A 21,966-nucleotide genomic window follows, 5' to 3' on the forward strand; every position below is an offset into this window, starting at 1 on the left:
AATTAAATGTTGACGTGTCTCGAAATCCACCCGCAATAACACCGCTAATAAAAAACAAACCGTGACCAAACTAGAGCCACCATAACTCATTAACGGTAAGGTTAATCCTTTCGTCGGCAATAAACCCATATTGACACCTAAATTAATACTCACTTGCAAACCCAATAATAAACCAATACCATAACACACATAAGCCGAATAATAATGTCCCAATCGCTCCGTTTGAATCGCAATCCAAAACGTACGCAATACCAAAAAAGCAAAGCCCGCAATAACAATAATCACGCCAAATAAACCTAATTCTTCGGCTAAAATCGCAAATAAAAAATCCGTATGAGCCTCAGGTAAATAAGTTAATTTCTGCACACTATTACCCAAACCCACGCCAAACCATTCTCCGCGCCCAATCGCAATTAAGGCTTGCGTCAATTGAAAACCGCTATTAAAAGGGTCTGCCCACGGATCGAGAAATGCCGTCAAGCGCGCCATACGATACGGTGCCAACCACACCAACGCCGATAAAGCCACTGACACCAGTCCCAAAGACAGCAAAAATTGCCGCATTGGCACGCCCGCTAAAAACAACATTCCCATGACCGTGACAAATAAAACCACCGCCGTCCCATAATCAGGTTGTAATAAAATTAATCCCGCAACAATAATCACCACAAATAACGCATTCATTAAGCCGCGCCATTCCGTGCGAATTTGCATACTGCGCCGCACTAAATAACCTGCAAGATATAAGATTAAAAATAATTTCACCAATTCCGAAGGTTGCCACTGGAAATAACCCCATTTCAACCAGCGTAAACTGCCATTCACCTCATGTCCTAATCCTGGGATTAATACCAAAATTAATAATCCCATTCCTAATAACAATAAAGCCACACTCAATCGCTGCCATATCGCCATTGGAATCAGAAAAATAAACGCGCCCATTCCCACGCCCATTCCCGCAAAAGCCAATTGTCGCAAAAAATAATAAAAAGGCTGTTGCATTCGCTGTGCAGCTAAGTCCATTGAAGCCGAAGCCACCATCACCAATCCCAACAACATTAAGCCAGCAATAACCAATCCTAATAAAAAATCAAATCGGCTTATTTCAGAATAAATCACACGAGAATCAGACATGGTATTTAATTAAGTTTTCAATAAAACATAAATAGCCCCTGTTCCCCCATCGACTTGGCGGGCGGAACAAAAGGCCATGACTTCATCGCGTTGTTGTAACCACTTGTTTAATTTGGCTTTTAATACAGGTTTACGCTGCCAAGAACCATACCCCTTGCCATGAATAATCCGCGCACAACGAACTCCACGCGCTCGACATTCGTGCAGAAATTCGCCCACCGACACCCGTGCGACAGACACCACCATACCGTGCAAATCCAATTCAGCATGAATACTGTATTGCCCACGGCGTAGTTTTTGTAAAACAGAATGCTGAACCCCTGGCCGCATAAACAACAACTCCTCCCCCGTCTCCCACTGCGACGGGTCATAATGCTCTGACAACATGTCATGAATGACTTGCTGCTCATCTAATTGGCGTTGGCGGGCGATGGGTTTGGGTTTGGGCGCGGATAAAGGCAAGCGATCCGTATGCAGCGGAGTCACGTCTTGCACCGCTTGGCGAAATAAAGCCTGATCTTCAGGACGAATCAAGTGAGATTTTTTACGCTTAGACAAAACATTTATATCTCAATAAACATAATCTTAGCGCAATTTTAACAGAAAAATTAAGAACGAGAAAGTACATTAGTCGCGCTCATTAAATTGTGTATTCTAGCTAACAATTGCTCCCGCGAATAACTGCCTTTTTGAAAAATCATTTCCACTTGTCCATGCAATTGGGCGCGATCTTCAATCGTCAAATCTTTAGCCGTTAAAACCACCAAAGGAATAGATCGCCATTGTGGGTTATTACGCAAATGTTGCGTGAATTCAAAACCGTCCATTTCAGGCATCATTAAATCTAATAAAATTAAATCAGGCAAATTTTGCAATTGAGACAATTCACGTAAAGCTTCACGTCCATTACGCGCCAAATTCACATGCCAACCTGCCCGCTCTAACATCTGTACCAACATATCACGGGTGGCATTATCATCTTCAATCACCATCACATACAATTGCTGTTCTAATTGATATTTTTTTAAAACTTGTTGTAATTGATCTCGATTAACAGGTTTAGTCAAATATTCAGAAGCCCCCAAATTATAACCGTGATTGCGATCTTCAACGATACTTAAAATAATCACAGGAATATCACTTAATTCTGCATCAGCTTTTAAGCGAGATAACACCCCCCAACCATCCAAATCAGGCATCATAATATCCAGCGTAATAACACGCGGTTTTAAATGACGTGCCAGAATTAATCCTTGCTCACCGCTGCTCGCTAATGCCACTTGATAACCTAATTTTTTTAAACAACCCGCTAATAATTCTTGTGTCGCAGGATCATCATCAATTACCAAAATTAATTGATTTTTATTTAACTGATCGGGAGAAATGACTTTAGGATGAACCGAATGGGTGCTGGCTTGTAAAGGTAAAGTCACCGTAAATAAACTGCCTTTTCCCAATTCACTGTATACAGTAATAGTACCGCGCATCATTTCCACAAAGCTATGCGCAATGGCCAACCCTAATCCCGTGCCACCATAACGCCGTGTCATTGAGCCATCGGCTTGGGTAAAAGGCGTAAATAAACGATTTAATTGCCGCGCATCCATTCCAATACCCTTATCTTGAACTTGGAAAGAAACCCATTGAGAATCATTAATATGATGCTGCCAAATGCGCAATGTCACTTTACTGTTTTCGCTGAATTTATTGGCATTGTTAATCATATTCAATAAAATCTGCCGCACTTTATTCACATCTGCACACATGGTTACAGGTGCATTAGCCGTTCTTAAAATTAAATAATTATTTCGTTCCTTAAACAAAGGCTGCAAATTAGCCGTGATAGCCCAAATTAATTCAGCCACTGAGAAATCTTCATAATGCAATTCCATTCGTCCCGACTGAATTTTAGCAATATCCAGAATATCGCTAATTAATCTCAACAAATGCGTGCCTGCAAATAAAACGCGCTCAACATCAGGTAATAATTCAGGTTGTGTATCGCCTAATTCATCTTGTAAAATTTCGCTATAGCCAATAATCGCATTTAATGGCGTGCGCAATTCATGACTCATATTTGCCATAAATTGGCTTTTGGCTAAACTGGCTTCTTCTGCGGCAATGCGGGCTTGTTGTAGCGTTTCCTCAGCGCGTTTCTGCTCGGTAATGTCTTCTACTGAAGACCAAATTAAATTTTGTTGATTTTTCTTAATCAGCAAGCCCGATAAACGCACGGGAACACGCTCCCCACTCTTACGTAACAATACTTTTTGATAAGGGCCATAACGCCCATTTTTTTCTAATAATCGCCGTTGAATGCGATCCGTTTCGACATAATCAGAAGGCGTTAATTCTTTTTCATTCAACATTAACGTTTCTGCAATCGTGCGCCCAATAATTAAAGCATAAGCCAAATTAGTATCTATAATTTTCCCATCTGGTTGACTCAAGACTAAACCAATGGGCGATTCTTCAATTAAAGTACGATTATAATTTTCACTTTCCCTAATCATTTGATAGGAATGTAATAAATTTAAACGCATTCGATTAATGGCCGTGGCCACGCGCTCTAATTCATTTTGTTTTAATTCGGGTAATGCCACTTCATAAGGCGCAGGTAATGTTAAGGCTTGATTCAATTTCCCTACATCCAATTCATCCATATAACGCATAATATGATTCAAAGGATGACCAATGAGGCGACGAATTAAAGACAAAATAAAAATAATAATTAACACCACAATAATCAAATTGGTCAATAATAAACGTTGCGCCTCTTTTAAAATACTTTGGTAAATATCATCTAATCCAATGATAATTTCCAATTGACCTAACTCAATGTCTTTTTGATTTTGTTGGTGAATTAAAGGCAGGTAATGAGAACGAACATGTTGTGATTGTAAACTGCCTTGACTGGCCGCTTGTGTGTCAGAAATAATAGCCACTTTTTCAATATGCGGTAAATGCAATAAACCCGCTAATTGCAATTCTAATTGTGTTTGATCATAAGCCCATAAACTATTGACAATTCCCGCTAAAAAACTGCTTTCAATCTGCGCTAATCCCTGCTCTAATCGCGTTAATTGATGGCGATAATCAAAATATAATTGCACACTGGTCAGCAACATCATCGCCACCACACCTAAAGACAATATGTAAACCGTCACGTGCGCAGCGACGCTTCGCGGATGAAAACGAATTGAGTTAAACATTTTTTTTATTAAAATTGCAGGGGTTAGTAAGTACCTAAAGGAAAATAATCTGGCATATCAATATTTCTACCGCCCCCCAGCCCCCTCCTGCTAGGAGGGGGAGAAAGAGGTTATTTTTAGGGTTAAAATTTAACAAGATAACCTCATCTCTTCTTTTCTTCTTTCCCCCTCCTAGCAGGAGGGGGTAGGGGGGCGGTAGAAATGTGAAAATTCTGAACGCTTTTAATACCTGAATATTTTTATTTAACGACTTATTTAATTAGTGTTCAGAATGTTCAAATTGTTTTTGCAAAGGCAACAATAATTCTTCAAATAAACGCTGATACGTACCATCCGCTTTTATTTCGGCTAAAGTGTCGGCTAATTTCGGCACTAATTCCTCTCGCGTATGATTCACATATAAAAACATTTCTTGCACCGTTAAAGGTGGACTCGCCACGTGTATCCGATCTTGCAATTGCAAACGATGCGCATACGATAAACCATTCCAATACGTAAAAACCACATAATCCACCCGATCCGCAGTTAATAATTGAAATAATTGCAACGGTAATGTCACGCGAGTTAAATTGGGATGCTCTTTCAAATTGCTTTCTATAATTTTCATGCCCGTCACAATACCCACCCGATAGCGATACAAATCTTGCCAATTTTTTACATCAGGCTCTGGCTGCAAAGTAAAAGCCACAAAGTCCATTTCTATCATCGCACCTGGTACTTGTCTAGTATTCGGATAAAGCTGCGTTAATCCTGCAATTTTCGCCACATTCCCATCGGCTAAATTCTGATTTAAATTAATAAATGCCCGTTCTGTCGGTAAAAAACTAATGTCCACCGTAAAGCCATTTCTCCGCAATATCTCTTGCGTCAGACGATCTAAAAAGCCCGTCTGTTCTTCGTTATTCAATAAAGGGTAATGATTGGTGTGGAAAATTAAAGGCGCGGCGGGTTTTTCTTCAGCAAATAACAAGGAAGTTTGACAAAAAATAATTGCCACTAAAAATAGGCCAATATGGGCAAATGACATGATTAAATTCCTCCTTTTTTTTAATTGTCAGAATCAGAATTTACAGAATTTTAAGATTTTCAGAATTAAAGAATAAAAAATTTAAGTACCTAAAAGAAAATAATCTGGCATATCAACATTTCTACCGCCCCCCAGCCCCCTCCTGCTAGGAGGGGGAGAAAGAGGTTATTTTTATGGTTAAAATTTAACAAGATAACCTCATCTCTTCTTTTCTTCTTTCCCCCCTCCTAGCAGGAGGGGGGTAGGGGGGCGGTAGAAATGTGAAAATTCTGAACGCTTTTAATACCTTAATATTTTTATTTAACGACTTACTAAAAATAAACGACGTGCAAGAATCAATTTTGAAAATTCTTGTGTCTGTAAATTCTGATTCTGACAAACTATCTATGATAAAACAAGAGGTTACGATTTAACATGCTCTCGCGCACACCGCGTAGAGCAGAAAACCGTCTCGCCTGATTTCACACCCTCTTGCTCAGGAAAATGCACGCCACATTGCGGGCAGCGTAACATTTTTTGAGTGGATAATTCGGTGGGTTGTTGCGCCTGCAATTCACGTTTTTGATGCTCGCGCCATAAACGACGCGCCACATGCCACGTCAACCACAGAATTATCGCTAATACTATCCAACGAAAAAACATATTTTATTATCCCAATCATGTGACGTTATAACTGTTTTCTCGCTAACTTGTCTAATACGCCATTGACGTATTTATAACTTTCGTCGGCTGCGCCAAATTTTTTCGCCAATTTCACACCCTCATCAATCACCGTGCGCCAAGGGACTTCTTTTTGATACTTCAATTCGTAACAACCCATGCGTAAAATACTGTGTTCAATCGGGTCTAATTGGCTTATTTTTCGATCTAACAACGGAGAAATTTCCTGATCTAACTCGCCAATGTGCGCAGGAACGCCGTGTAGTAACAAAAGAAAATAATCCACATCCACTCGCTCCATCGGTTGTTCAGCCAAAAATTGTTCTTCGATGGTCTTGATGTCATGTCCCGCCAAACTCCATTGATACAGAGCCTGCAACGCCCGTTCACGGGCATAAGTACGCGCCTGCGGCACCACAACGCGAGCCTGTTCGCTCACCCCAACAAGCGGATGAAGGTCTGCCATAATGAAAACCTCGTCAGTGCGAATTACGCAGTTATTGTCCCAATTGACGCAGTAAATTGACCATTTCTAATGCCGATAAAGCCGCATCTGCGCCTTTATTACCCGCTTTAGTGCCAGCGCGCTCAATGGCTTGTTCAATGGAATCGACCGTCAGCACGCCAAAAATAACGGGTAAATCATACTGTAAAGACACTTGTGCCAATCCTTTAGCACATTCACCTGCGACATATTCAAAATGAGGCGTGCCACCGCGAATCACAGCCCCTAATGCAATAATAGCATCATAACGTTTAGAAGTGGCCAAGCGTTGTGCAATTAAAGGCATTTCATACGCGCCCGGTACGCGCACCAGCGTCACCGAAGAATCAGCCACGCCGTGGCGTTTCAGCGTATCTAATGCGCCTGCCAATAAACTTTCCGTAATAAAACTGTTAAAACGCGAAATAACAATCGCAAATTGCCCCTCACAAGGAGTTAAAAGACCTTCAATAGAATGGTACATAAAAAGCTCTTATTTTCTCTATAAAAATGTTAAATCGATAAAAACGGAAAAATCACCATTAATGCGTGACATAATCAACCACTTCTAAACCAAAACCCGAAATGGCATGTATCTTTTTAGGCGCACTGAGAATGCGCATTTTCTTCACGCCCAAATCCAGCAAAATTTGCGCGCCCAAGCCATAGGTGCGTAAATCCGTGGTAGACGGCGTGGCAGGAAGTTCTACACCGTGATCGCGTCGGGAATAATGCTGAATCATGCGGATCACTTGTTCACTGCTTTGTGGTTGCTGTAAAATCAAGACGATACCACGTCCTTCTTGGGCGATGCGTTGTAGTGCATTTTGTAAAGGCCAGCCGCATTCTTCACGAGTGCTACTGGTCAAATCACATAATACATTACTAATATGCACCCGCACCAACACCTCATCATCAAACACATGCTCACCCATCACCAACGCAAAATGGACGGTTTCATCAATCACATCTTGATAAGCGAATAAGGTAAATTCTCCGTGTTCTGTGGGCATTTGACATTGGCCAACTCGTTTCACAGCTTTTTCATTTTCCACGCGAAAACGGATCAGATCGGCGATTGTGCCGATTTTCAACTGATGCACCGCCGCAAACTGTTCCAAATCAGGACGGCGCGCCATACTGCCATCTTCGTTAAGAATTTCTACCAACACGCCCGCTGGCGGCAAACCCGCCAACCGCGCCAAATCACAACCCGCCTCGGTATGCCCCGCCCGACGTAAAACACCACCCGGTTGCGCCATCAAAGGAAATACATGCCCCGGTTGCACCAAATCCGACGGCTTGGCATTTTCCGCCACAGCAGCCTGAATCGTCGTTGCCCGATCCGCGGCAGAAATTCCCGTGGTCACGCCTCTCGCCGCCTCAATAGACACCGTAAAATTGGTGGCATAAGCGGCTTGATTATCACTGACCATTAGAGGTAATTGTAATTGCCGACAATGTTCTGGTGTAAGTGTGAGACAAATCAAACCGCGACCATAACGCGCCATAAAATTAATATCTTCAGGTCTGACTTTAACGGCGGCCATAACCAAATCGCCTTCATTTTCGCGGTCTTCGTCATCCATCAACACCACCATTTTGCCTTGACGGATGTCTTCAATCAGTTCTTCAATGCGGTTTAAAGCCATATCCCAAAATCCTACACAAAAATTGCAAAGCCTATCGTGATGTGCATAAAGCTGCAAGTCATGGATGCAAAAAAAAAGCACGGCGATCATTGCGTCCCGAGCGTCCCAACCGACTGAAGCCTGCGCCATGATCAAATATTCTTCACCTTAATATTTAAGGTTTGAATACGATAAGCGATTTGGCGCGGAGTCATATTCAGTAAACGCGCCGCTTTGGCCTGCACCCAGCCCGCTTGTTCCAACGCCGCAATGACGCGGTCACGTTCATTCAGTGAATCGTCGTTTAAATCCACCAAGTTGTCTTGTCTGCTGGCACGAGATGGCTCGAAGGTATCGGCTACGCTGGTGCGTTTCTCAAAACCCGAAACGCCCAAACTAATCGCTTCATCATCAATGATTCCATTGCCCGACATAATGGCAGCGCGTTCTAAACAATTCGCCAATTCCCGCACATTCCCTGGCCAATCATGACGCATTAATAAACGAATGGCACTGTCGGTTAAATCCAATTTGCGATCTTGCATTTTCTCAATTTTCTTAATTAAGAATCGCGCCAATTCGGGAACATCTTCCAAGCGTTCACATAAAGGCGGTAATTTAATCGGCATCACATTCAAGCGATAATATAAATCCTCTCGAAAGTGTCCCGCTTCCACTGCGCCTTCCAAATCCACATGAGTGGCTGTGATAATGCGCACATCGACTTTTAACGTTTTCGTGCCACCGACGCGCTCAAATTCGCCCTCTTGCAACACCCGCAATAATTTGGCTTGAAAACTGGGAGAAATTTCGCCAATTTCGTCTAAAAATAAAGTGCCACGATTCGCCCGTTCAAACAAACCTTTACGCTGTGCGACTGCACCACTAAACGCGCCTTTCTCATGACCAAATAACTCAGATTCTAATAAACTTTCTGGTAATGCTGCACAATTCACTTTAATAAAATTCGCATGATGGCGCGGCGAATTATAATGAATGGCATTGGCAATTAATTCTTTCCCCGTTCCTGACTCACCGCGAATTAAAATATACCAATTTTTTCAGAGTCGTATAATAATACTTTTTAAATAGGAGAGAATAATGAACAAGAGATATGAAGATTTAGAAGAGTTAATGTCAACAGGTGAAGCGAGAGAAGTGAAGCGAGCGATGGCAGTAAGAATGTCTTTGCTTGGTTTTGTGCGTGCGGAAGCGGCTTTAGCGTGTTGTGTCAGTGTGCAATTTGTGGATAAATGGAAAGCCATTTATTTAGCGTCAGGGGTGGAAGGATTAAAGTTAGCGTATAAAGGCTCGCCAGGGTATTTAAAGCCGCGTGAACGAGAAGATGTGATTAATTGGATACAAGAAAAGAAGACAATAACAATAGAGGAACTAAAGAGATACTTAAAAGAGGAGTATGATGTTTTCTATTCTTCAAATACTTCTTATACTAAATTATTAGAAGAAGCGAATTTAAGTTATAAGAAGACACACAAAGAGAATTCGGCAAAAGATGAGGTAAAAGTAGAAGCTAAAAAAAAAGAGATTAAGGATTTAATAGATAAGGAGCGTGAACAGATAGAAAGTGGAGAGGTAATGTACTGGATGCAAGACGAAAGCCATCAGTTGTGGGGAGATATTTGTGGTTATGTTTGGTCGAAAAAAGGAGAAAGAACGTCAATAAAGATGAGTAATTATCGCACTTCTCAAACGTGGTATGGAGCGGTGAATATTTATACGGGAGAATTTATTTTAGATAGGGCAAAGAAAGCTGATACAAAATATACGATAGACTTTATTAACTGGCTCATTTACAGATATAAAGAAGCCCGTCATGTGATTATTTGGGATGGTGCAAGTTATCATCGTTCTGAAGGTTTAAGAACTTATTTAGAGAAATTAAATGGGGGACTTCCAGAATCAGAATGGAAAGTTCGTTTATTAAGATTTGCGCCCAATGCCCCAGAGCAAAATCCAGTCGAGGATATTTGGCTTCAAGGTAAGAATTGGGTCAGAAAGAATTTTCATCGTCTATCAAGCTTTAAAGAAGTCACTAGTATGTTTGAGACCTTTTTGTCAGGTAAAGTGTTTAAGTTTAATAAAATTAAACAGTATCTTATACCTAATATCTAGCTAGATATTAGAACTTAATTTGTTTTTATATCTCACATAATTTTGGTATAGTGGTGTTCCATTTCGCCACCTGCCGCACCATTTCAAATACGCGCTGCATTGCCTTAGAATGCCCCACAATATTGTCAAAACCGTAATTTAAACGAATAGTTCGTTGCAAACGGTCGCGTTCATCGGTTAAATCCTGACGCTCTTTTTCGATTTCATTGGCCAAACGCACACTTTGCGCGATCAATTGCGCTACCATTTCCATAAAACGAGCGCGTTCATCCAACAATTCGCTTTGTGAAGAATGGGGTTGTGCGGCTAATACGCCTTCGACATCTTGATTCACATAAATTGGCACGCCAATAAATGGCAAACGCCGCTCATATAAACCCAATCGATCCAAAAAGCGCGCATCGTCTCCTGCTCGTGGTACAATCAAGGTTTTTTTCGTTTCCATGACCGAGCCAATAATTCCCTCACCGGGACGATAGCTAAATTTAGGCGGTTCTTCCTTGTCACCCGCATACACCGCATTGACAAATAATATGCCTTGTTCATCCCGCAAAGTCACCACACCGTATTGCATTCCTGTACGTTCGTGTAAAACTTTTAAAACTTCTTGTAGTGTTTCTTGTAAATCAAGAGAACGCCCCAAAACTTTCCCCACTTGAAACAGAGCTTCTAATTCTGCTTCAATCAGGTGAAAACGATCCAGCGATACATTATGAGCAGACACATTAACGCTTCCTTAAAAATGTGCAAAATGTTGTGAAAAGAATTTTGTCCAAAATTGCTTTAATTCTTATTGTAATAAGTACCTAAAGGAAAATAATCTGGCATATCAATATTTCTACCGCCCCCCAGCCCCCTCCTGCTAGGAGGGGGAGAAAGAGGTTATTTTTATGGTTAAAATTCAACAAGATAACCTCATCTCTTCTTTTCTTCTTTCCCCCTCCTGCTAGGAGGGGGGAAAGAGGTTATTTTTATGGTTAAAATTCAACAAGATAACCTCATCTCTTCTTTTCTTCTTTCCCTCCTCCTGCTAGGAGGGGGAGAAAGAGGTTATTTTTATGGTTAAAATTCAACAAGATAACCTCATCTCTTCTTTTCTTCTTTCCCCCTCCTAGCAGGAGGGGGGTAGGGGGGCGGTAGAAATGTGAAAATTCTGAACGCTTTTAATACCTGAATATTTTTATTTAACGACTTAACACACCATCTAACGAGTTAATGCCACAGGAAACTCGACAATAAAACGACATCCTTGATGATAATGGGGATCAATGTGCAACGTGCCAGAATGTAAATTAACCACCTCTTGTGCCGTCGTCAATCCCAATCCTGCGCCGCGGTTGGCTTTGCTTTTGGTGGTAAAAAAAGGTTCAAAGACCCGAAAATGTAAATGTTCGGGGATACCGGGGCCGTTGTCTTGTACAACAACTCTAACCCGATCCTCTACGGCTAAGGTTTGAATAGTCAGTTCGGGGGCTTTGGTGCCTGCATCGCGCATGGCATCAATAGAGTTATCGACTAAGTGCTTGAATAAACTGCGAAAACGTCCTACCCGCGCCAACACCGCAGGCAACACCGGGGCCGGCTCCCAATCCACAATCACCCCCTGCGCTAACAAGCGTTGCGTTGAAATACTTAATACATCGCGCAACACCTCATTTAAATTAACGGGCATCACGGGTTCTTCGGTAAACGCAGGAATACTTAACCGCAAATTTTCAATTGCCGTTTCTGCCGAATTAAGCGCGTTTTGCAAAGCCTCGCACAACGGATCGGCTTCCCCTTTATGCTCGGCGCGGCGTTCTAACATCCCCACCGCCGCGGCGATCATGTTCAACGGCCCTGCGAATTGATGAATGGCACCGGCCAAGGTTTCGCGCATATTTTCAATGGCTTCACCTTCGGCCACCATCGTGCGCAATACATTCATTTTCATTTCTTCTTGTTGGCGTTTTAAATCGGTGATTTCTTTGGCCACCAGCAGAAAATAACTCTGTTTACGCGATTCAAAAAAAGCATCCGCCCGCGGATCGCGCTCCCGAAACCAAGTCCCCGAACACACAAACCAACGCGGCGAACGTTTTCCGCCTTGATCAAAACGCACTTCACGGTCTACAAAACTTCCCCCATTGTTTTTCAAATTCAACCACCGCTCCCCCAATTCGTCTTGAATTGCTTGTAAAAAAACCGCGGCAGGATCGCGGGTACGTAAATCACCCAGTAATTTTTTATACTCCTGATTATCAAGAATGACTTGATGATTCTCATCTAACAAAGCAATCACCACAGGCGCGGCATCGACCACCGATTCAATCAAGGCTTTTTGATTTTTAACTTTCTGTTCCAAATCATAAACTTCTGTGACATCGCGGTGCATTCCCAAATAATAAACCGTTTCCCCTTGTGGATCGAGAACGGGCGCAATCGTGACTTCAGCCAAATAGCGTTCGCCATTTTCTCGACGATTGACCAACATCCCTGTCCATGGTTTTTTTTGTGACAAACGTCCCCACAGCGTTTTATAAACAATGGAAGGCGTTTTGTGATCGGATAAGTAAGACTCATTGAGTCCCATCATCGTCTCCAAAGGATAACCCGTCACCCGCTCAAAAGCAGGATTGGCATATAAAATATTGGCTTGCAAATCCGTAATCGAAATAGCCACTTGCGCTTGTTGTACTGCTTCATAAAACAAATTAGGCGGCAACAACGGATTTTTTTGTTGCGCCGCAAAACGAAACGCCGCTAACACTTCAGGGGCTAAATCACGAGGCGGATGCGCTAATAAAGCCGTTATCGCCGCGGTTAAATGCGTAAACTGCTGGGCTAAGGGTAGGTTTTTAGGAGGATTGGAATGTTCAGTCATGGCGTGCTTCGCTCGTTGACAAGGGGTCAGTGCGTCAATTTTAGGGAGTTAAAAACAAAAGTTTTTTTTATCAGAAACCGCTTATTCTATCTCATCATGCGGTGTCAGTGGAAATAAAACAAGGTGACAATAATTCGGCTAATGCGCTGAGTAATTGATCGACTTGTTCTTTTTGGTGCAACGCCGAGAAAGTGATGCGTAAACGTGCGCGATGAAGTGGCACGGTCGGCGGCCGAATCGCCGTGACGAATAAACCCCGTTGCCATAAAGCTTGACTCACCGTCAATGCCCGCTCGGCAGAGCCTAAAATAATCCCTTGAATGGGAGTTATAGAAGGCATTAATGGAATATTTAATATTTTTGCCTGCTGACGAAAATAATCAATGAGAAAATGTAAGTGTTCACGTCGCCAAGATTCGGTTTGTGCGAGGTGTAAAGCGTGACGATTCACCTCAGCTAATGCAGGTGGTAATGCCGTGGTGTAAATATAACTGCGCGCCGCTTGAATCATATAGTCAATCAATAGCGCACTTCCCGCGACAAATGCCCCCATGCCACCAAAGGCTTTACTGAATGTCCCCACCAAAATAGGGACGGAATTAAGCGCATTAAAATAAGCCTCTGTGCCGCGCCCCGTTTCTCCTAAAACCCCTAAACCATGCGCATCATCCAGCATCAACCACGCATCATATTGTTGGGCTAAATGAAGCAATTCAGGTAAAGGCGCAATATCCCCATCCATACTAAATACGCCATCGCTAATGATTAAACGATGTTTTTTTTCACTGCGCGCTAATAAATTGGCTAATGCAGCCATATCAAGATGGGCGTAACGCTGTGATTGGGCGCGAGATAATAAACTGCCATCGACTAAAGAGGCATGATTGAATTTATCGGCAAAAATGGCATCTTCGCGCCCCATTAATGCGGTCATTACGCCGATATTGGCCATGTATCCTGTGGAAAAGACTAAAGCCCGTTCCCGTCCCAAAAATTTCGCTAATGCACTTTCTAATTCTTGGTGCGCTTGATGATGACCACTGACCAAATGAGAAGCCCCACTGCCTATGCCATAATCTTTACTGGCGTGCTGTAATGTGTCTATTAACCGCGAATCGCTGGCCAGTCCTAAATAATCATTGCTGCAAAAACTTAAATAATCACGTCCATGGTGACGTAATAAAGGTTGTTGTTTGCCATGATGCGGCCAGGGTTGGCGATATAATTGATCGCGGTGACGTTGGGCTAATTGGGCGTTTAAAAAATCGTGTAAAGACATGAGGCATTCTCTGCGATTAACCCGCTTTTAAGCCCGTGAGCGAGGCGTGGACAAACGTGCGATTAAGCTGGAGGTGTCCCAACGGTGGCCGCCCAGTTGCTGCACTTCGGCATAAAATTGGTCTACCAAGGCCGCGACGGGTAAGCTTGCTCCATTACGGCGCGCTTCGGCTAAACATAATCCCAAGTCTTTACGCATCCAATCGACCGCAAAACCAAAATCAAATTCCCCTGCGATCATGGTGTTGCCGCGCTGTTCCATTTGCCACGATTGGGCTGCGCCGTGACGCAGAACCCCTAGGACTAAGGACATGTCTAATCCCGCGTGTTGTCCAAAATGGATGGCTTCGGATAGGCTTTGTAATAGGCCTGCGATGGCGATTTGGTTGACCATTTTGGCCAATTGTCCGCTGCCTGATGCACCGATATGGGTCACGGCTTTGGCGTAATGGCGTAATATGGCTTCTGCGCGGGCAAAAATGGCCGCGTCTCCGCCCACCATGATGGTGAGTATGCCTTGTTGTGCGCCCGATTGACCGCCTGATACGGGGGCATCTAGGAAATGGGCTTGATGTTGTTGTGCGGTGTGGGCGAATTCTTGGGCGATGTCGGCGGAGGCGGTGGTGTGGTCGATCCAGATGGCATTGGGTTTGATGTGGGCAAAGATGCCGTGGGGGCCTAAGCCGATCTGGCGCAAGTCGGCATCGTTGCCCACGCAACTGATGACAAAATCAACGCCCGATACGGCGGTGGCGATGTCGGTGACGGCTTGGCCGGGATAAGATTGTTGCCATGCGTAGGATTTGGCGGGGGAGCGATTGTAGACGCGCAGGTGATGGCCGTGTTGGGCGAGATGTGCGGCGATGGGGAAGCCGATCACGCCCAGTCCGATAAAGGCGACTGTGGGGTTCATGGTGGAGTCCTTTTTTCTGGTGCTTGAGTATTGAGGTGAGTCAAGGTGATTGTAACCGATTTGGGAGATTGAGGTAAGATACGTAAACCATTTCATTTTGCTTTTGTATGTCTTATCATACTCAACTATAGGATTTGCGCTGTATCCGTTTGCCATCATCAAGAGACCTGCCCCATGAATTTAGAACAACGCATTGTATTTATTAAAGAAAATTTGTTAGATAAAGGTGGTTATACGATTGCTGCTAAGGAATGTTTAGGCATTATTGAACATGCCTTGCGACAGTTGTTGTTGCGACATTTGGCGGTGTTGCCGAGTGCGGTACAGCAGCGGATTCAGCAGGAAGCACAGAAAACGGCAAAGGGAAGCCGAGCCAGTGGGATTGAAGATTTTACGATGGGGCAGTTGTTGGGCTTGATTCGGACGTGTGATTTTATTAATGAATGGGGTAAGGTGACGGGACGGGATTTGATCAATATTCGCATGATTAATTTGGATAGTTTGAGCGATATTCGTAATCCATTAATCCATAACGGGGCGGAGGCGGATTCTTCGCAGGCATTTTTTTTGTTTTCTTGTGTGCGTTTATTGTTGGAAAATTTTGGTATTGAAAGTTTAGAAGGCGGGGCGGAGGCGTTGCCTGATTTGGCGACCTTGCCCGTGTTGGACAATCCGTATCAAGGTTTGGCGGCGTTTCAAGAAGAAAATGCGCAGTTTTTTTGTGGGCGATCAGCGGAAATTGCCGATTTGCAGCAATTGGTGAGTGATCGGGCGTTTGTCGCGGTGTTGGGCAATAGCGGCAGCGGTAAGTCCTCGTTGGTGTTTGCGGGTTTGGTGCCAGCGTTGAAGCAGGCGGGCGGTTGGTTGGTGATGGCGTGTCGGCCGCTGGATCAGCCGTTGTATCAGTTGGCGGTGGCGTTGATGGATGGGTTGTATCAGTCGGAAGTGAATGAGGTGGCGCGGTTGGCAGAGGCGAAGGCGTTGGCTAAGTCGTTTGCGGCGCAGGATTTAACTTTGGATATGGTGATACAGCGGATTGCGTCGAAGTATCGCGGGCGGGTGTTGTTGGTGTTGGATCAGTTTGAAGAGTTGTACACCTTGAACGACGCGAAAACGCAACAGCAATTTTTAGCCTTGTTGTTGCCGTTTTTAGCCCAGCAAGCGGCGGCGTTGACGGTGACAGTGTTGGTGACGTTGCGGGCGGATTTTTTGGGTGCGGCGTTGGCAGATGCGGCATTTGCGGCGTGGTTTGATGGTTATCGTAATAAGATGTTGGGCAATTTGAATGCGGCTGGGTTGCAAGATGCGGTTACAGTGCCAGCGCAAAAGCTGGGGGTGGGCTTTGAGTCAGGTTTACCTGAGCGAATTGTGCGGGATGTGGGGACAGAATCTGGCAGTTTGCCGTTGTTGCAGTTTGCCTTGCATCAGTTGTGGGGATTGCGACAAGGGCAGCAGTTGACTCATGCGAATTATGAAGCGTTGGGGACGGTGACGGCAGCATTGGCGAATTATGCTGAGGTGGTGTATGGGCGTTTTAGTGCTGAGGGACAGGCGCAATGTCGTTATGTGTTGGTGCAGTTGGTGCGGCCGGGCTTGGGGACAGCGGACACGCGGCGGGTGGTGGCGTGGTCGCGTTTTTCGTTGGCACAACAAACGGTGTTGCAACAGTTAGCGGGAGCGCGCTTGGTGGTGTTGGGGCGGGATGTGGAATCAGGACAGGAAATGGTGGAGGTGGTGCATGAGGCATTGATTTATGGTTGGGTGCGGTTGCGGGAGTGGATGGCGGCGGATCGGGAATTTCGGTTGTGGCAGGAGGGATTATGGCGTTATTTGGCCGATGGCGTGTTGTTGTCGGGTACACCATTGTCGGTGGCGGAGTCGTTTTTGGCGGAGCGGTCGGATTTTTTGGCGGAGTCTGAGCGAGATTTTATTGTGCGAAGTGTGGCGGAGCGGGATCGGGCGTTGGCGGAGCAGGCGCGGCAGCGTCGGGTGTGGGCGACGTTTGTGATGGCGTTTTTTGTAGTTGCGGTGGGCTTGAGTGGGGTGGCTTGGTGGTTTTGGGGGGAGTCGGTGGAGAAAGCAGAAGAGGCAAAACGCCATGAAACAGAATCTCAGAAAAATTTAGCACAATCTAAGGAAAACTTAACAACCTCTATTCGTAATCAATCATTAATGCTGTACTAATTTTTTCAGAGTCGTATAATAATACTTTTCAAATAGGAGAGAATAATGAACAAAAGATATGAAGATTTAGAAGAGTTAATGTCAACAGGTGAGGCGAGAGAAGTGAAGCGAGCGATGGCAGTAAGAATGTCTTTGCTTGGTTTTGTGCGTGCGGAAGCGGCTTTAGCGTGTTGTGTCAGTGTGCAATTTGTGGATAAATGGAAAGCCATTTATTTAGCGTCAGGGGTGGAAGGATTAAAGTTAGCGTATAAAGGCTCGCCAGGGTATTTAAAGCCGCGTGAACGAGAAGATGTGATTAATTGGATACAAGAAAAGAAGACAATAACAATAGAGGAACTAAAGAGATACTTAAAAGAGGAGTATGATGTTTTCTATTCTTCAAATACTTCTTATACTAAATTATTAGAAGAAGCGAATTTAAGTTATAAGAAGACACACAAAGAGAATTCGGCAAAAGATGAGGTAAAAGTAGAAGCTAAAAAAAAAGAGATTAAGGATTTAATAGATAAGGAGCGTGAACAGATAGAAAGTGGAGAGGTAATGTACTGGATGCAAGACGAAAGCCATCAGTTGTGGGGAGATATTTGTGGTTATGTTTGGTCGAAAAAAGGAGAAAGAACGTCAATAAAGATGAGTAATTATCGCACTTCTCAAACGTGGTATGGAGCGGTGAATATTTATACGGGAGAATTTATTTTAGATAGGGCAAAGAAAGCTGATACAAAATATACGATAGACTTTATTAACTGGCTCATTTACAGATATAAAGAATCCCGTCATGTGATTATTTGGGATGGTGCAAGTTATCATCGTTCTGAAGGTTTAAGAACTTATTTAGAGAAATTAAATGGGGGACTTCCAGAATCAGAATGGAAAGTTCGTTTATTAAGATTTGCGCCCAATGCCCCAGAGCAAAATCCAGTCGAGGATATTTGGCTTCAAGGTAAGAATTGGGTCAGAAAGAATTTTCATCGTCTATCAAGCTTTAAAGAAGTCACTAGTATGTTTGAGACCTTTTTGTCAGGTAAAGTGTTTAAGTTTAATAAAATTAAACAGTATCTTATACCTAATATCTAGCTAGATATTAGAACTTAATTTATTTTTATATCTCACATAATTTTGGTATGTCTGGATTTGCTGAAATTGAATTGAATAAAGGTCAAACAGCAACAGCCATGCGATTGGCTTTAGAAGCCTTGCCAAACAGTTCAGAAACGTACCTTGATCGGCCATTTGTGGGAACAGCTAATCATGTTTTATCCAGAGGGATTAATCGGCATTATCAAGGCATTTTGCAACATGATGGTTCTGTAAGCGATGCTGTTTTCAGTCCTGATGGCACACGCTTGCTTACTTACGCTGGCAAACTGGCTTTTGTCTGGGATGTTGAAACGCGCCAACTTGTTGTCACGCTCACGGGGCATGGAGGAAGTGTAAATTCAGCGTCGTTCAGTCCCGATGGTCGCCGCATCGTCACCGCGTCTGATGACAACACCGCCCGCGTGTGGGAAGCCGACAGCGGCAAAACACTCGCCACGCTTACGGAGCATATAGGAAGTGTAAATTCAGCGTCGTTCAGTCCCGATGGTCACCGCATCGTCACCGCGTCTTCTGGCAACACCGCCCGCGTATGGGAAGCCGACAGCGGCAAACCCCTCGCCACGCTATCGGGGCATGAGGAACGGGTATATTCAGCGTCGTTCAGTCCCGATGGTCGCCGCATCGTCACCGCTTCATGGGATTACACCGCCCGCGTGTGGGAAGCCGACAGCGGCAAAACCCTCGCCACGCTATCGGGGCATGAGGAACGGGTATATTCAGCGTCGTTCAGTCCCGATGGTCGCCGCATCGTCACCGCGTCTGAGGACAAAACCGCCCGCGTGTGGGAAGCCGACAGCGGCAAAACCCTTGCCACGCTCACAGGGCATAAAGGTAATGTACGGTCAGCGGCGTTCAATCCCGATGGTCGCCGCATCGTCACCGCGTCTGTGGACAACACCGCCCGCGTGTGGGAAGCCGACAGCGGTAAAACCCTCGCCACGCTCAGGCATGAAAATTGGCTGAATTCAGCGGCGTTCAGTCCCGATGGTCGCCGCATCGTCACCGCTGGTGGATATGACACCGCCCGCGTGTGGGAAGCCGACAGCGGCAAAACCCTCGCCACGCTCAAGGGGCATGGACCACTTAGTGGAGTAAAATCAGCGGCGTTCAGTCCCGATGGTCGCCGCATCGTCACCGCGTCTGTGGACAACACCGCCCGCGTGTGGGAAGCCGACAGCGGCAAAACCCTAGCCACGCTCACGGGGCATGACGGTTATGTCAATTCAGCGGCGTTCAGTTCCGATGGTCGCCGCATCGTCACCGCGTCTGATGACAAAACCGCCCGCGTGTGGGAAGCCGACAGCGGCAAAACACTCGCCACGCTCAGGCATGAAAGTTGGCTGAATTCAGCGGCGTTCAGTCCCGATGGTCGCCGCATCGTCACTGCTTCATGGCATAACACCGCCCGCGTGTGGGAAGCCGACAGCGGCAAAACCCTCGCCACGCTCACGGGGCATGAAGGTTCTGTTAATTCAGCGGCGTTCAGTCCCGATGGTCGCCGTATCGTCACCGCGTCTGAGGACAAAACCGCCCGCGTGTGGGAAGCCGACAGCGGCAAAACCCTCGCCACGCTCACGGGGCATGAAGGTTCTGTTAATTCAGCGGCGTTCAGTCCCGATGGTCGCCGTATCGTCACCGCGTCTGAGGACAAAACCGCCCGCGTGTGGCTATTCTTCCCAACCCTAGAAGAACTAATCATCCACGCCAAAACCTTCCTCCCACCCCGCGACATCAGCAAAGAAGGCGAACCACCCCAACTCCTCCCCGGCCACCTCCTCACCTGCGCAGAACGCGACCGCTTCTTTTTAGAGAAAGTGCCGAGATGTGAATAGCGGACTAAACTTGAAAAACATCCTAACTAACAGCAACAAACGCGCTTTAAAGCAAACCCAAATAAAACCAAGGCAACTGACCATGAACATGCTCGCTGAAGAAATTTATCAACAAGTGCAACAACTACCTGCTGAAAGTGCTAAAGAAGTCTTGAAATTCGTTGAATTCTTAAAATTCAAGCAACAATGCTCAGAAACTGAATACGTCCGCAACAATCCACAATTAATGCAACAAATCCAAGTAGCCGATAGCAACCCCGATCAATGGTTTAAGCCCTCAAAAGCACAACTCAACTTAGAGGGAAATGAGTGAATGCGTGATATTGTTTTTCAGCAATCGACATGGGAATGTTACGAAACATTACGCGAACGAGATAAAAAACTGCACAAGAAACTGCGCGATATTTTGAAAGAAATGCAGCGTAGTGACGATTTAACCCAAGGTTTGGGAAAACCTGAAGCATTAAGACATGAATTAACGGGTAAATATTCTCGTCGTTTATCCGATAAAGAACGTCTCATTGATAGCTTTGATGATGAACTTATTTACATTTACGCAATCGGTGGACATTATGATTGAATAATAACAACAGCAGCAAGCGTAGGCTCGGTTGAGAACAGCGAAGCCCATCAATCGAATGACGCGACTGAGGGGCTTCCTTCGTCAGTCCATCCTACAACACGCCGCCTCACCTGCGCAGAACGCGACCGCTTCTATTTAGAGAAAGTGCCGAGAGGCAAATAGCGGACTAAACATCATCTCGTTCCCCCAAGTTTGTGGCAATGCCGTTCCGACGTGCAAGAACGCGGCGCATCGGGACGGCCGGCCGACAGGGTCGGTGGGAACGAGATATATTGAAAAAATGAGGTTCTTTGTCGCTCTGCGGCACGTAAAAAAGGAGTCCACTAACCAAAAAACGCCTCGTAATCATCATGATTCCCGATCCAAAACCACGTCACCGTATCCCCATCAAGAATTCCCACTGCACGATACCCGCGACTAATCCGTACCGACCAAACCGACTCCCCCCGATGGATACACTTAAAATGCAACGAAGGATGAAAAGGATTCTCTAACCACAACCGATAGGCTTTTCGTGCTTGCTGACATTGCGACTGCTCAAGCCGCCGATAAGCCTCCCAAAATGAAGGCAAAGTTTGCGAATTCATAACCCATCCCAATTCATGGGACGCGCCAGACCTTCAGCAATCTGCTGTCTCGCCAACTGCGCGGCACGTCCCAATCCGTCATAATGCGATTGCTCTAATTGTTCCCAACGCCGCTCACTCTGCAACTCTGCAATATACTCACGTAAATGCACCAAAACCTGTTGCTGCAATTCAACAGATAATGGCTGTATCATTTTCTCAATGGTTGTTAAAGTCTCACTGTGCATCATCAAGCTCCTTATATCCGTGTCATTTATCTCGCTTAATCATCGCCGTTCCGACGTGCAAGAACGCGGCGCATCGGGACGGCCGGCCGACAGGGTCGGTGGGAACGCGTTATAAAT

The 21,966-nt window shown here is 45.0% G+C and carries 21 protein-coding genes; 6 read left to right on the forward strand and 15 right to left on the reverse strand.

Annotated elements, in window-relative coordinates; genetic code table 11:
* The 9 genes from ftsW to TPSD3_RS01410 form a co-directional block, all read right to left on the reverse strand.
* Positions 1-1,134: putative lipid II flippase FtsW (ftsW, locus tag TPSD3_RS01370; protein WP_140048456.1), on the reverse strand; the 1,134-nt coding region annotated here is incomplete at its 3' end.
* 9 nt (positions 1,135-1,143) lie between these two features.
* Positions 1,144-1,692 carry a Smr/MutS family protein gene (locus TPSD3_RS01375; protein ID WP_086486802.1) on the reverse strand — a complete coding sequence of 183 codons (549 nt, stop codon included), beginning with the start codon at positions 1,690-1,692 and terminating at the stop codon, positions 1,144-1,146.
* 50 nt (positions 1,693-1,742) lie between these two features.
* Positions 1,743-4,346: a response regulator gene (locus TPSD3_RS01380; protein ID WP_086486803.1), complete on the reverse strand. Its 2,604-nt coding sequence runs from the start codon at positions 4,344-4,346 to the stop codon at positions 1,743-1,745.
* A 259-nt stretch (positions 4,347-4,605) separates the two neighbouring features.
* A complete protein-coding gene (locus TPSD3_RS01385; RefSeq protein ID WP_086486804.1) occupies positions 4,606-5,373 on the reverse strand; it encodes a type 2 periplasmic-binding domain-containing protein in 768 nt (255 codons plus the stop codon).
* A 402-nt stretch (positions 5,374-5,775) separates the two neighbouring features.
* Positions 5,776-6,015, reverse strand: coding sequence for a PP0621 family protein (locus tag TPSD3_RS01390; protein ID WP_086486805.1), 240 nt, complete (start codon positions 6,013-6,015; stop codon positions 5,776-5,778).
* 25 nt (positions 6,016-6,040) lie between these two features.
* Positions 6,041-6,499 (reverse strand): transcription antitermination factor NusB, encoded by a 459-nt coding sequence (nusB, locus tag TPSD3_RS01395; RefSeq protein ID WP_086486806.1) that lies wholly within the window; start codon positions 6,497-6,499, stop codon positions 6,041-6,043.
* A 31-nt stretch (positions 6,500-6,530) separates the two neighbouring features.
* Positions 6,531-7,001, reverse strand: a complete 471-nt coding sequence (gene ribH / locus TPSD3_RS01400; protein ID WP_086486807.1) for a 6,7-dimethyl-8-ribityllumazine synthase — start codon at positions 6,999-7,001, stop codon at positions 6,531-6,533.
* Positions 7,002-7,059: 58 nt separating this feature from the next.
* Positions 7,060-8,169 (reverse strand): bifunctional 3,4-dihydroxy-2-butanone-4-phosphate synthase/GTP cyclohydrolase II, encoded by a 1,110-nt coding sequence (gene ribBA, locus TPSD3_RS01405; protein ID WP_086486808.1) that lies wholly within the window; start codon positions 8,167-8,169, stop codon positions 7,060-7,062.
* A gap of 131 nt (positions 8,170-8,300) precedes the next feature.
* On the reverse strand, positions 8,301-9,197 hold the full coding sequence (locus TPSD3_RS01410) for a sigma 54-interacting transcriptional regulator (protein ID WP_086486809.1): 897 nt from the start codon (positions 9,195-9,197) through the stop codon (positions 8,301-8,303).
* A gap of 52 nt (positions 9,198-9,249) precedes the next feature.
* Between TPSD3_RS01410 and TPSD3_RS01415 the strand changes: the two genes are divergently transcribed.
* Positions 9,250-10,281, forward strand: a complete 1,032-nt coding sequence (locus TPSD3_RS01415) for an IS630 family transposase (RefSeq protein ID WP_086486662.1) — start codon at positions 9,250-9,252, stop codon at positions 10,279-10,281.
* Positions 10,282-10,306: 25 nt separating this feature from the next.
* Here the strand turns inward: TPSD3_RS01415 and TPSD3_RS01420 are convergent, their stop codons facing one another.
* The 4 genes from TPSD3_RS01420 to TPSD3_RS01435 all read right to left on the reverse strand — a co-directional run bounded on the left by TPSD3_RS01420 (position 10,307) and on the right by TPSD3_RS01435 (position 15,335).
* A complete protein-coding gene (locus TPSD3_RS01420; protein WP_086486810.1) occupies positions 10,307-11,005 on the reverse strand; it encodes a GAF domain-containing protein in 699 nt (232 codons plus the stop codon).
* 480 nt (positions 11,006-11,485) lie between these two features.
* Entirely contained in the window at positions 11,486-13,144 is a 1,659-nt protein-coding gene (nifL, locus tag TPSD3_RS01425; RefSeq protein ID WP_086486811.1) for a nitrogen fixation negative regulator NifL, read from the reverse strand.
* Between the two features lie 94 nt (positions 13,145-13,238).
* Complete coding sequence (bioF, locus tag TPSD3_RS01430; RefSeq protein WP_086486812.1) at positions 13,239-14,423, reverse strand: 8-amino-7-oxononanoate synthase; 1,185 nt, start codon at positions 14,421-14,423, stop codon at positions 13,239-13,241.
* 27 nt (positions 14,424-14,450) lie between these two features.
* Positions 14,451-15,335, reverse strand: coding sequence for an NAD(P)-dependent oxidoreductase (locus tag TPSD3_RS01435; RefSeq protein ID WP_086486813.1), 885 nt, complete (start codon positions 15,333-15,335; stop codon positions 14,451-14,453).
* Between the two features lie 174 nt (positions 15,336-15,509).
* Between TPSD3_RS01435 and TPSD3_RS01440 the strand changes: the two genes are divergently transcribed.
* The 5 genes from TPSD3_RS01440 (at position 15,510) to TPSD3_RS01460 (ending at position 21,032) form a co-directional block, all read left to right on the forward strand.
* Positions 15,510-17,519: an ATP-binding protein gene (locus TPSD3_RS01440; protein ID WP_086486814.1), complete on the forward strand. Its 2,010-nt coding sequence runs from the start codon at positions 15,510-15,512 to the stop codon at positions 17,517-17,519.
* Between the two features lie 45 nt (positions 17,520-17,564).
* Positions 17,565-18,596, forward strand: coding sequence for an IS630 family transposase (locus TPSD3_RS01445; protein WP_086486815.1), 1,032 nt, complete (start codon positions 17,565-17,567; stop codon positions 18,594-18,596).
* Positions 18,597-18,643: 47 nt separating this feature from the next.
* Complete coding sequence (locus TPSD3_RS01450) at positions 18,644-20,452, forward strand: WD40 repeat domain-containing protein (protein ID WP_086486816.1); 1,809 nt, start codon at positions 18,644-18,646, stop codon at positions 20,450-20,452.
* Between the two features lie 82 nt (positions 20,453-20,534).
* Entirely contained in the window at positions 20,535-20,765 is a 231-nt protein-coding gene (locus TPSD3_RS01455) for a DUF2281 domain-containing protein (RefSeq protein WP_086486817.1), read from the forward strand.
* A complete protein-coding gene (locus tag TPSD3_RS01460) occupies positions 20,766-21,032 on the forward strand; it encodes a Txe/YoeB family addiction module toxin (RefSeq protein ID WP_086486818.1) in 267 nt (88 codons plus the stop codon).
* Between the two features lie 326 nt (positions 21,033-21,358).
* Here TPSD3_RS01460 and TPSD3_RS01465 read toward each other — a convergent pair whose 3' ends face one another.
* Entirely contained in the window at positions 21,359-21,622 is a 264-nt protein-coding gene (locus TPSD3_RS01465) for a ParE family toxin-like protein (RefSeq protein WP_086486819.1), read from the reverse strand.
* Positions 21,619-21,852, reverse strand: coding sequence for a hypothetical protein (locus tag TPSD3_RS01470; RefSeq protein WP_217884344.1), 234 nt, complete (start codon positions 21,850-21,852; stop codon positions 21,619-21,621). The genes TPSD3_RS01465 and TPSD3_RS01470 overlap by 4 nt, the downstream gene beginning before the upstream one ends.
* Between the last annotated feature and the right edge of the window lie 114 nt (positions 21,853-21,966).

Source organism: Thioflexithrix psekupsensis (assembly GCF_002149925.1).
In the GTDB taxonomy this organism is placed as follows: Bacteria; Pseudomonadota; Gammaproteobacteria; order Beggiatoales; family Beggiatoaceae; genus Thioflexithrix; species Thioflexithrix psekupsensis.

What these genes read in the sequence shown, in the direction of transcription:
- TPSD3_RS01415 (WP_086486662.1), top strand. Translation starts at nt 9,250, where the DNA reads ATGAACAAGAGATATGAAGATTTAGAAGAGTTAATGTCAACAGGTGAA.
- TPSD3_RS01390 (WP_086486805.1), bottom strand. Translation starts at nt 6,015, where the DNA reads ATGTTTTTTCGTTGGATAGTATTAGCGATAATTCTGTGGTTGACGTGG.
- nifL (WP_086486811.1), bottom strand. Translation starts at nt 13,144, where the DNA reads ATGACTGAACATTCCAATCCTCCTAAAAACCTACCCTTAGCCCAGCAG.
- TPSD3_RS01435 (WP_086486813.1), bottom strand. Translation starts at nt 15,335, where the DNA reads ATGAACCCCACAGTCGCCTTTATCGGACTGGGCGTGATCGGCTTCCCC.
- TPSD3_RS01460 (WP_086486818.1), top strand. Translation starts at nt 20,766, where the DNA reads ATGCGTGATATTGTTTTTCAGCAATCGACATGGGAATGTTACGAAACA.
- TPSD3_RS01455 (WP_086486817.1), top strand. Translation starts at nt 20,535, where the DNA reads ATGAACATGCTCGCTGAAGAAATTTATCAACAAGTGCAACAACTACCT.
- TPSD3_RS01445 (WP_086486815.1), top strand. Translation starts at nt 17,565, where the DNA reads ATGAACAAAAGATATGAAGATTTAGAAGAGTTAATGTCAACAGGTGAG.
- TPSD3_RS01440 (WP_086486814.1), top strand. Translation starts at nt 15,510, where the DNA reads ATGAATTTAGAACAACGCATTGTATTTATTAAAGAAAATTTGTTAGAT.
- TPSD3_RS01465 (WP_086486819.1), bottom strand. Translation starts at nt 21,622, where the DNA reads ATGAATTCGCAAACTTTGCCTTCATTTTGGGAGGCTTATCGGCGGCTT.
- TPSD3_RS01385 (WP_086486804.1), bottom strand. Translation starts at nt 5,373, where the DNA reads ATGTCATTTGCCCATATTGGCCTATTTTTAGTGGCAATTATTTTTTGT.
- bioF (WP_086486812.1), bottom strand. Translation starts at nt 14,423, where the DNA reads ATGTCTTTACACGATTTTTTAAACGCCCAATTAGCCCAACGTCACCGC.
- TPSD3_RS01470 (WP_217884344.1), bottom strand. Translation starts at nt 21,852, where the DNA reads ATGATGCACAGTGAGACTTTAACAACCATTGAGAAAATGATACAGCCA.
- ribH (WP_086486807.1), bottom strand. Translation starts at nt 7,001, where the DNA reads ATGTACCATTCTATTGAAGGTCTTTTAACTCCTTGTGAGGGGCAATTT.
- ribBA (WP_086486808.1), bottom strand. Translation starts at nt 8,169, where the DNA reads ATGGCTTTAAACCGCATTGAAGAACTGATTGAAGACATCCGTCAAGGC.
- TPSD3_RS01450 (WP_086486816.1), top strand. Translation starts at nt 18,644, where the DNA reads ATGTCTGGATTTGCTGAAATTGAATTGAATAAAGGTCAAACAGCAACA.
- nusB (WP_086486806.1), bottom strand. Translation starts at nt 6,499, where the DNA reads ATGGCAGACCTTCATCCGCTTGTTGGGGTGAGCGAACAGGCTCGCGTT.
- TPSD3_RS01380 (WP_086486803.1), bottom strand. Translation starts at nt 4,346, where the DNA reads ATGTTTAACTCAATTCGTTTTCATCCGCGAAGCGTCGCTGCGCACGTG.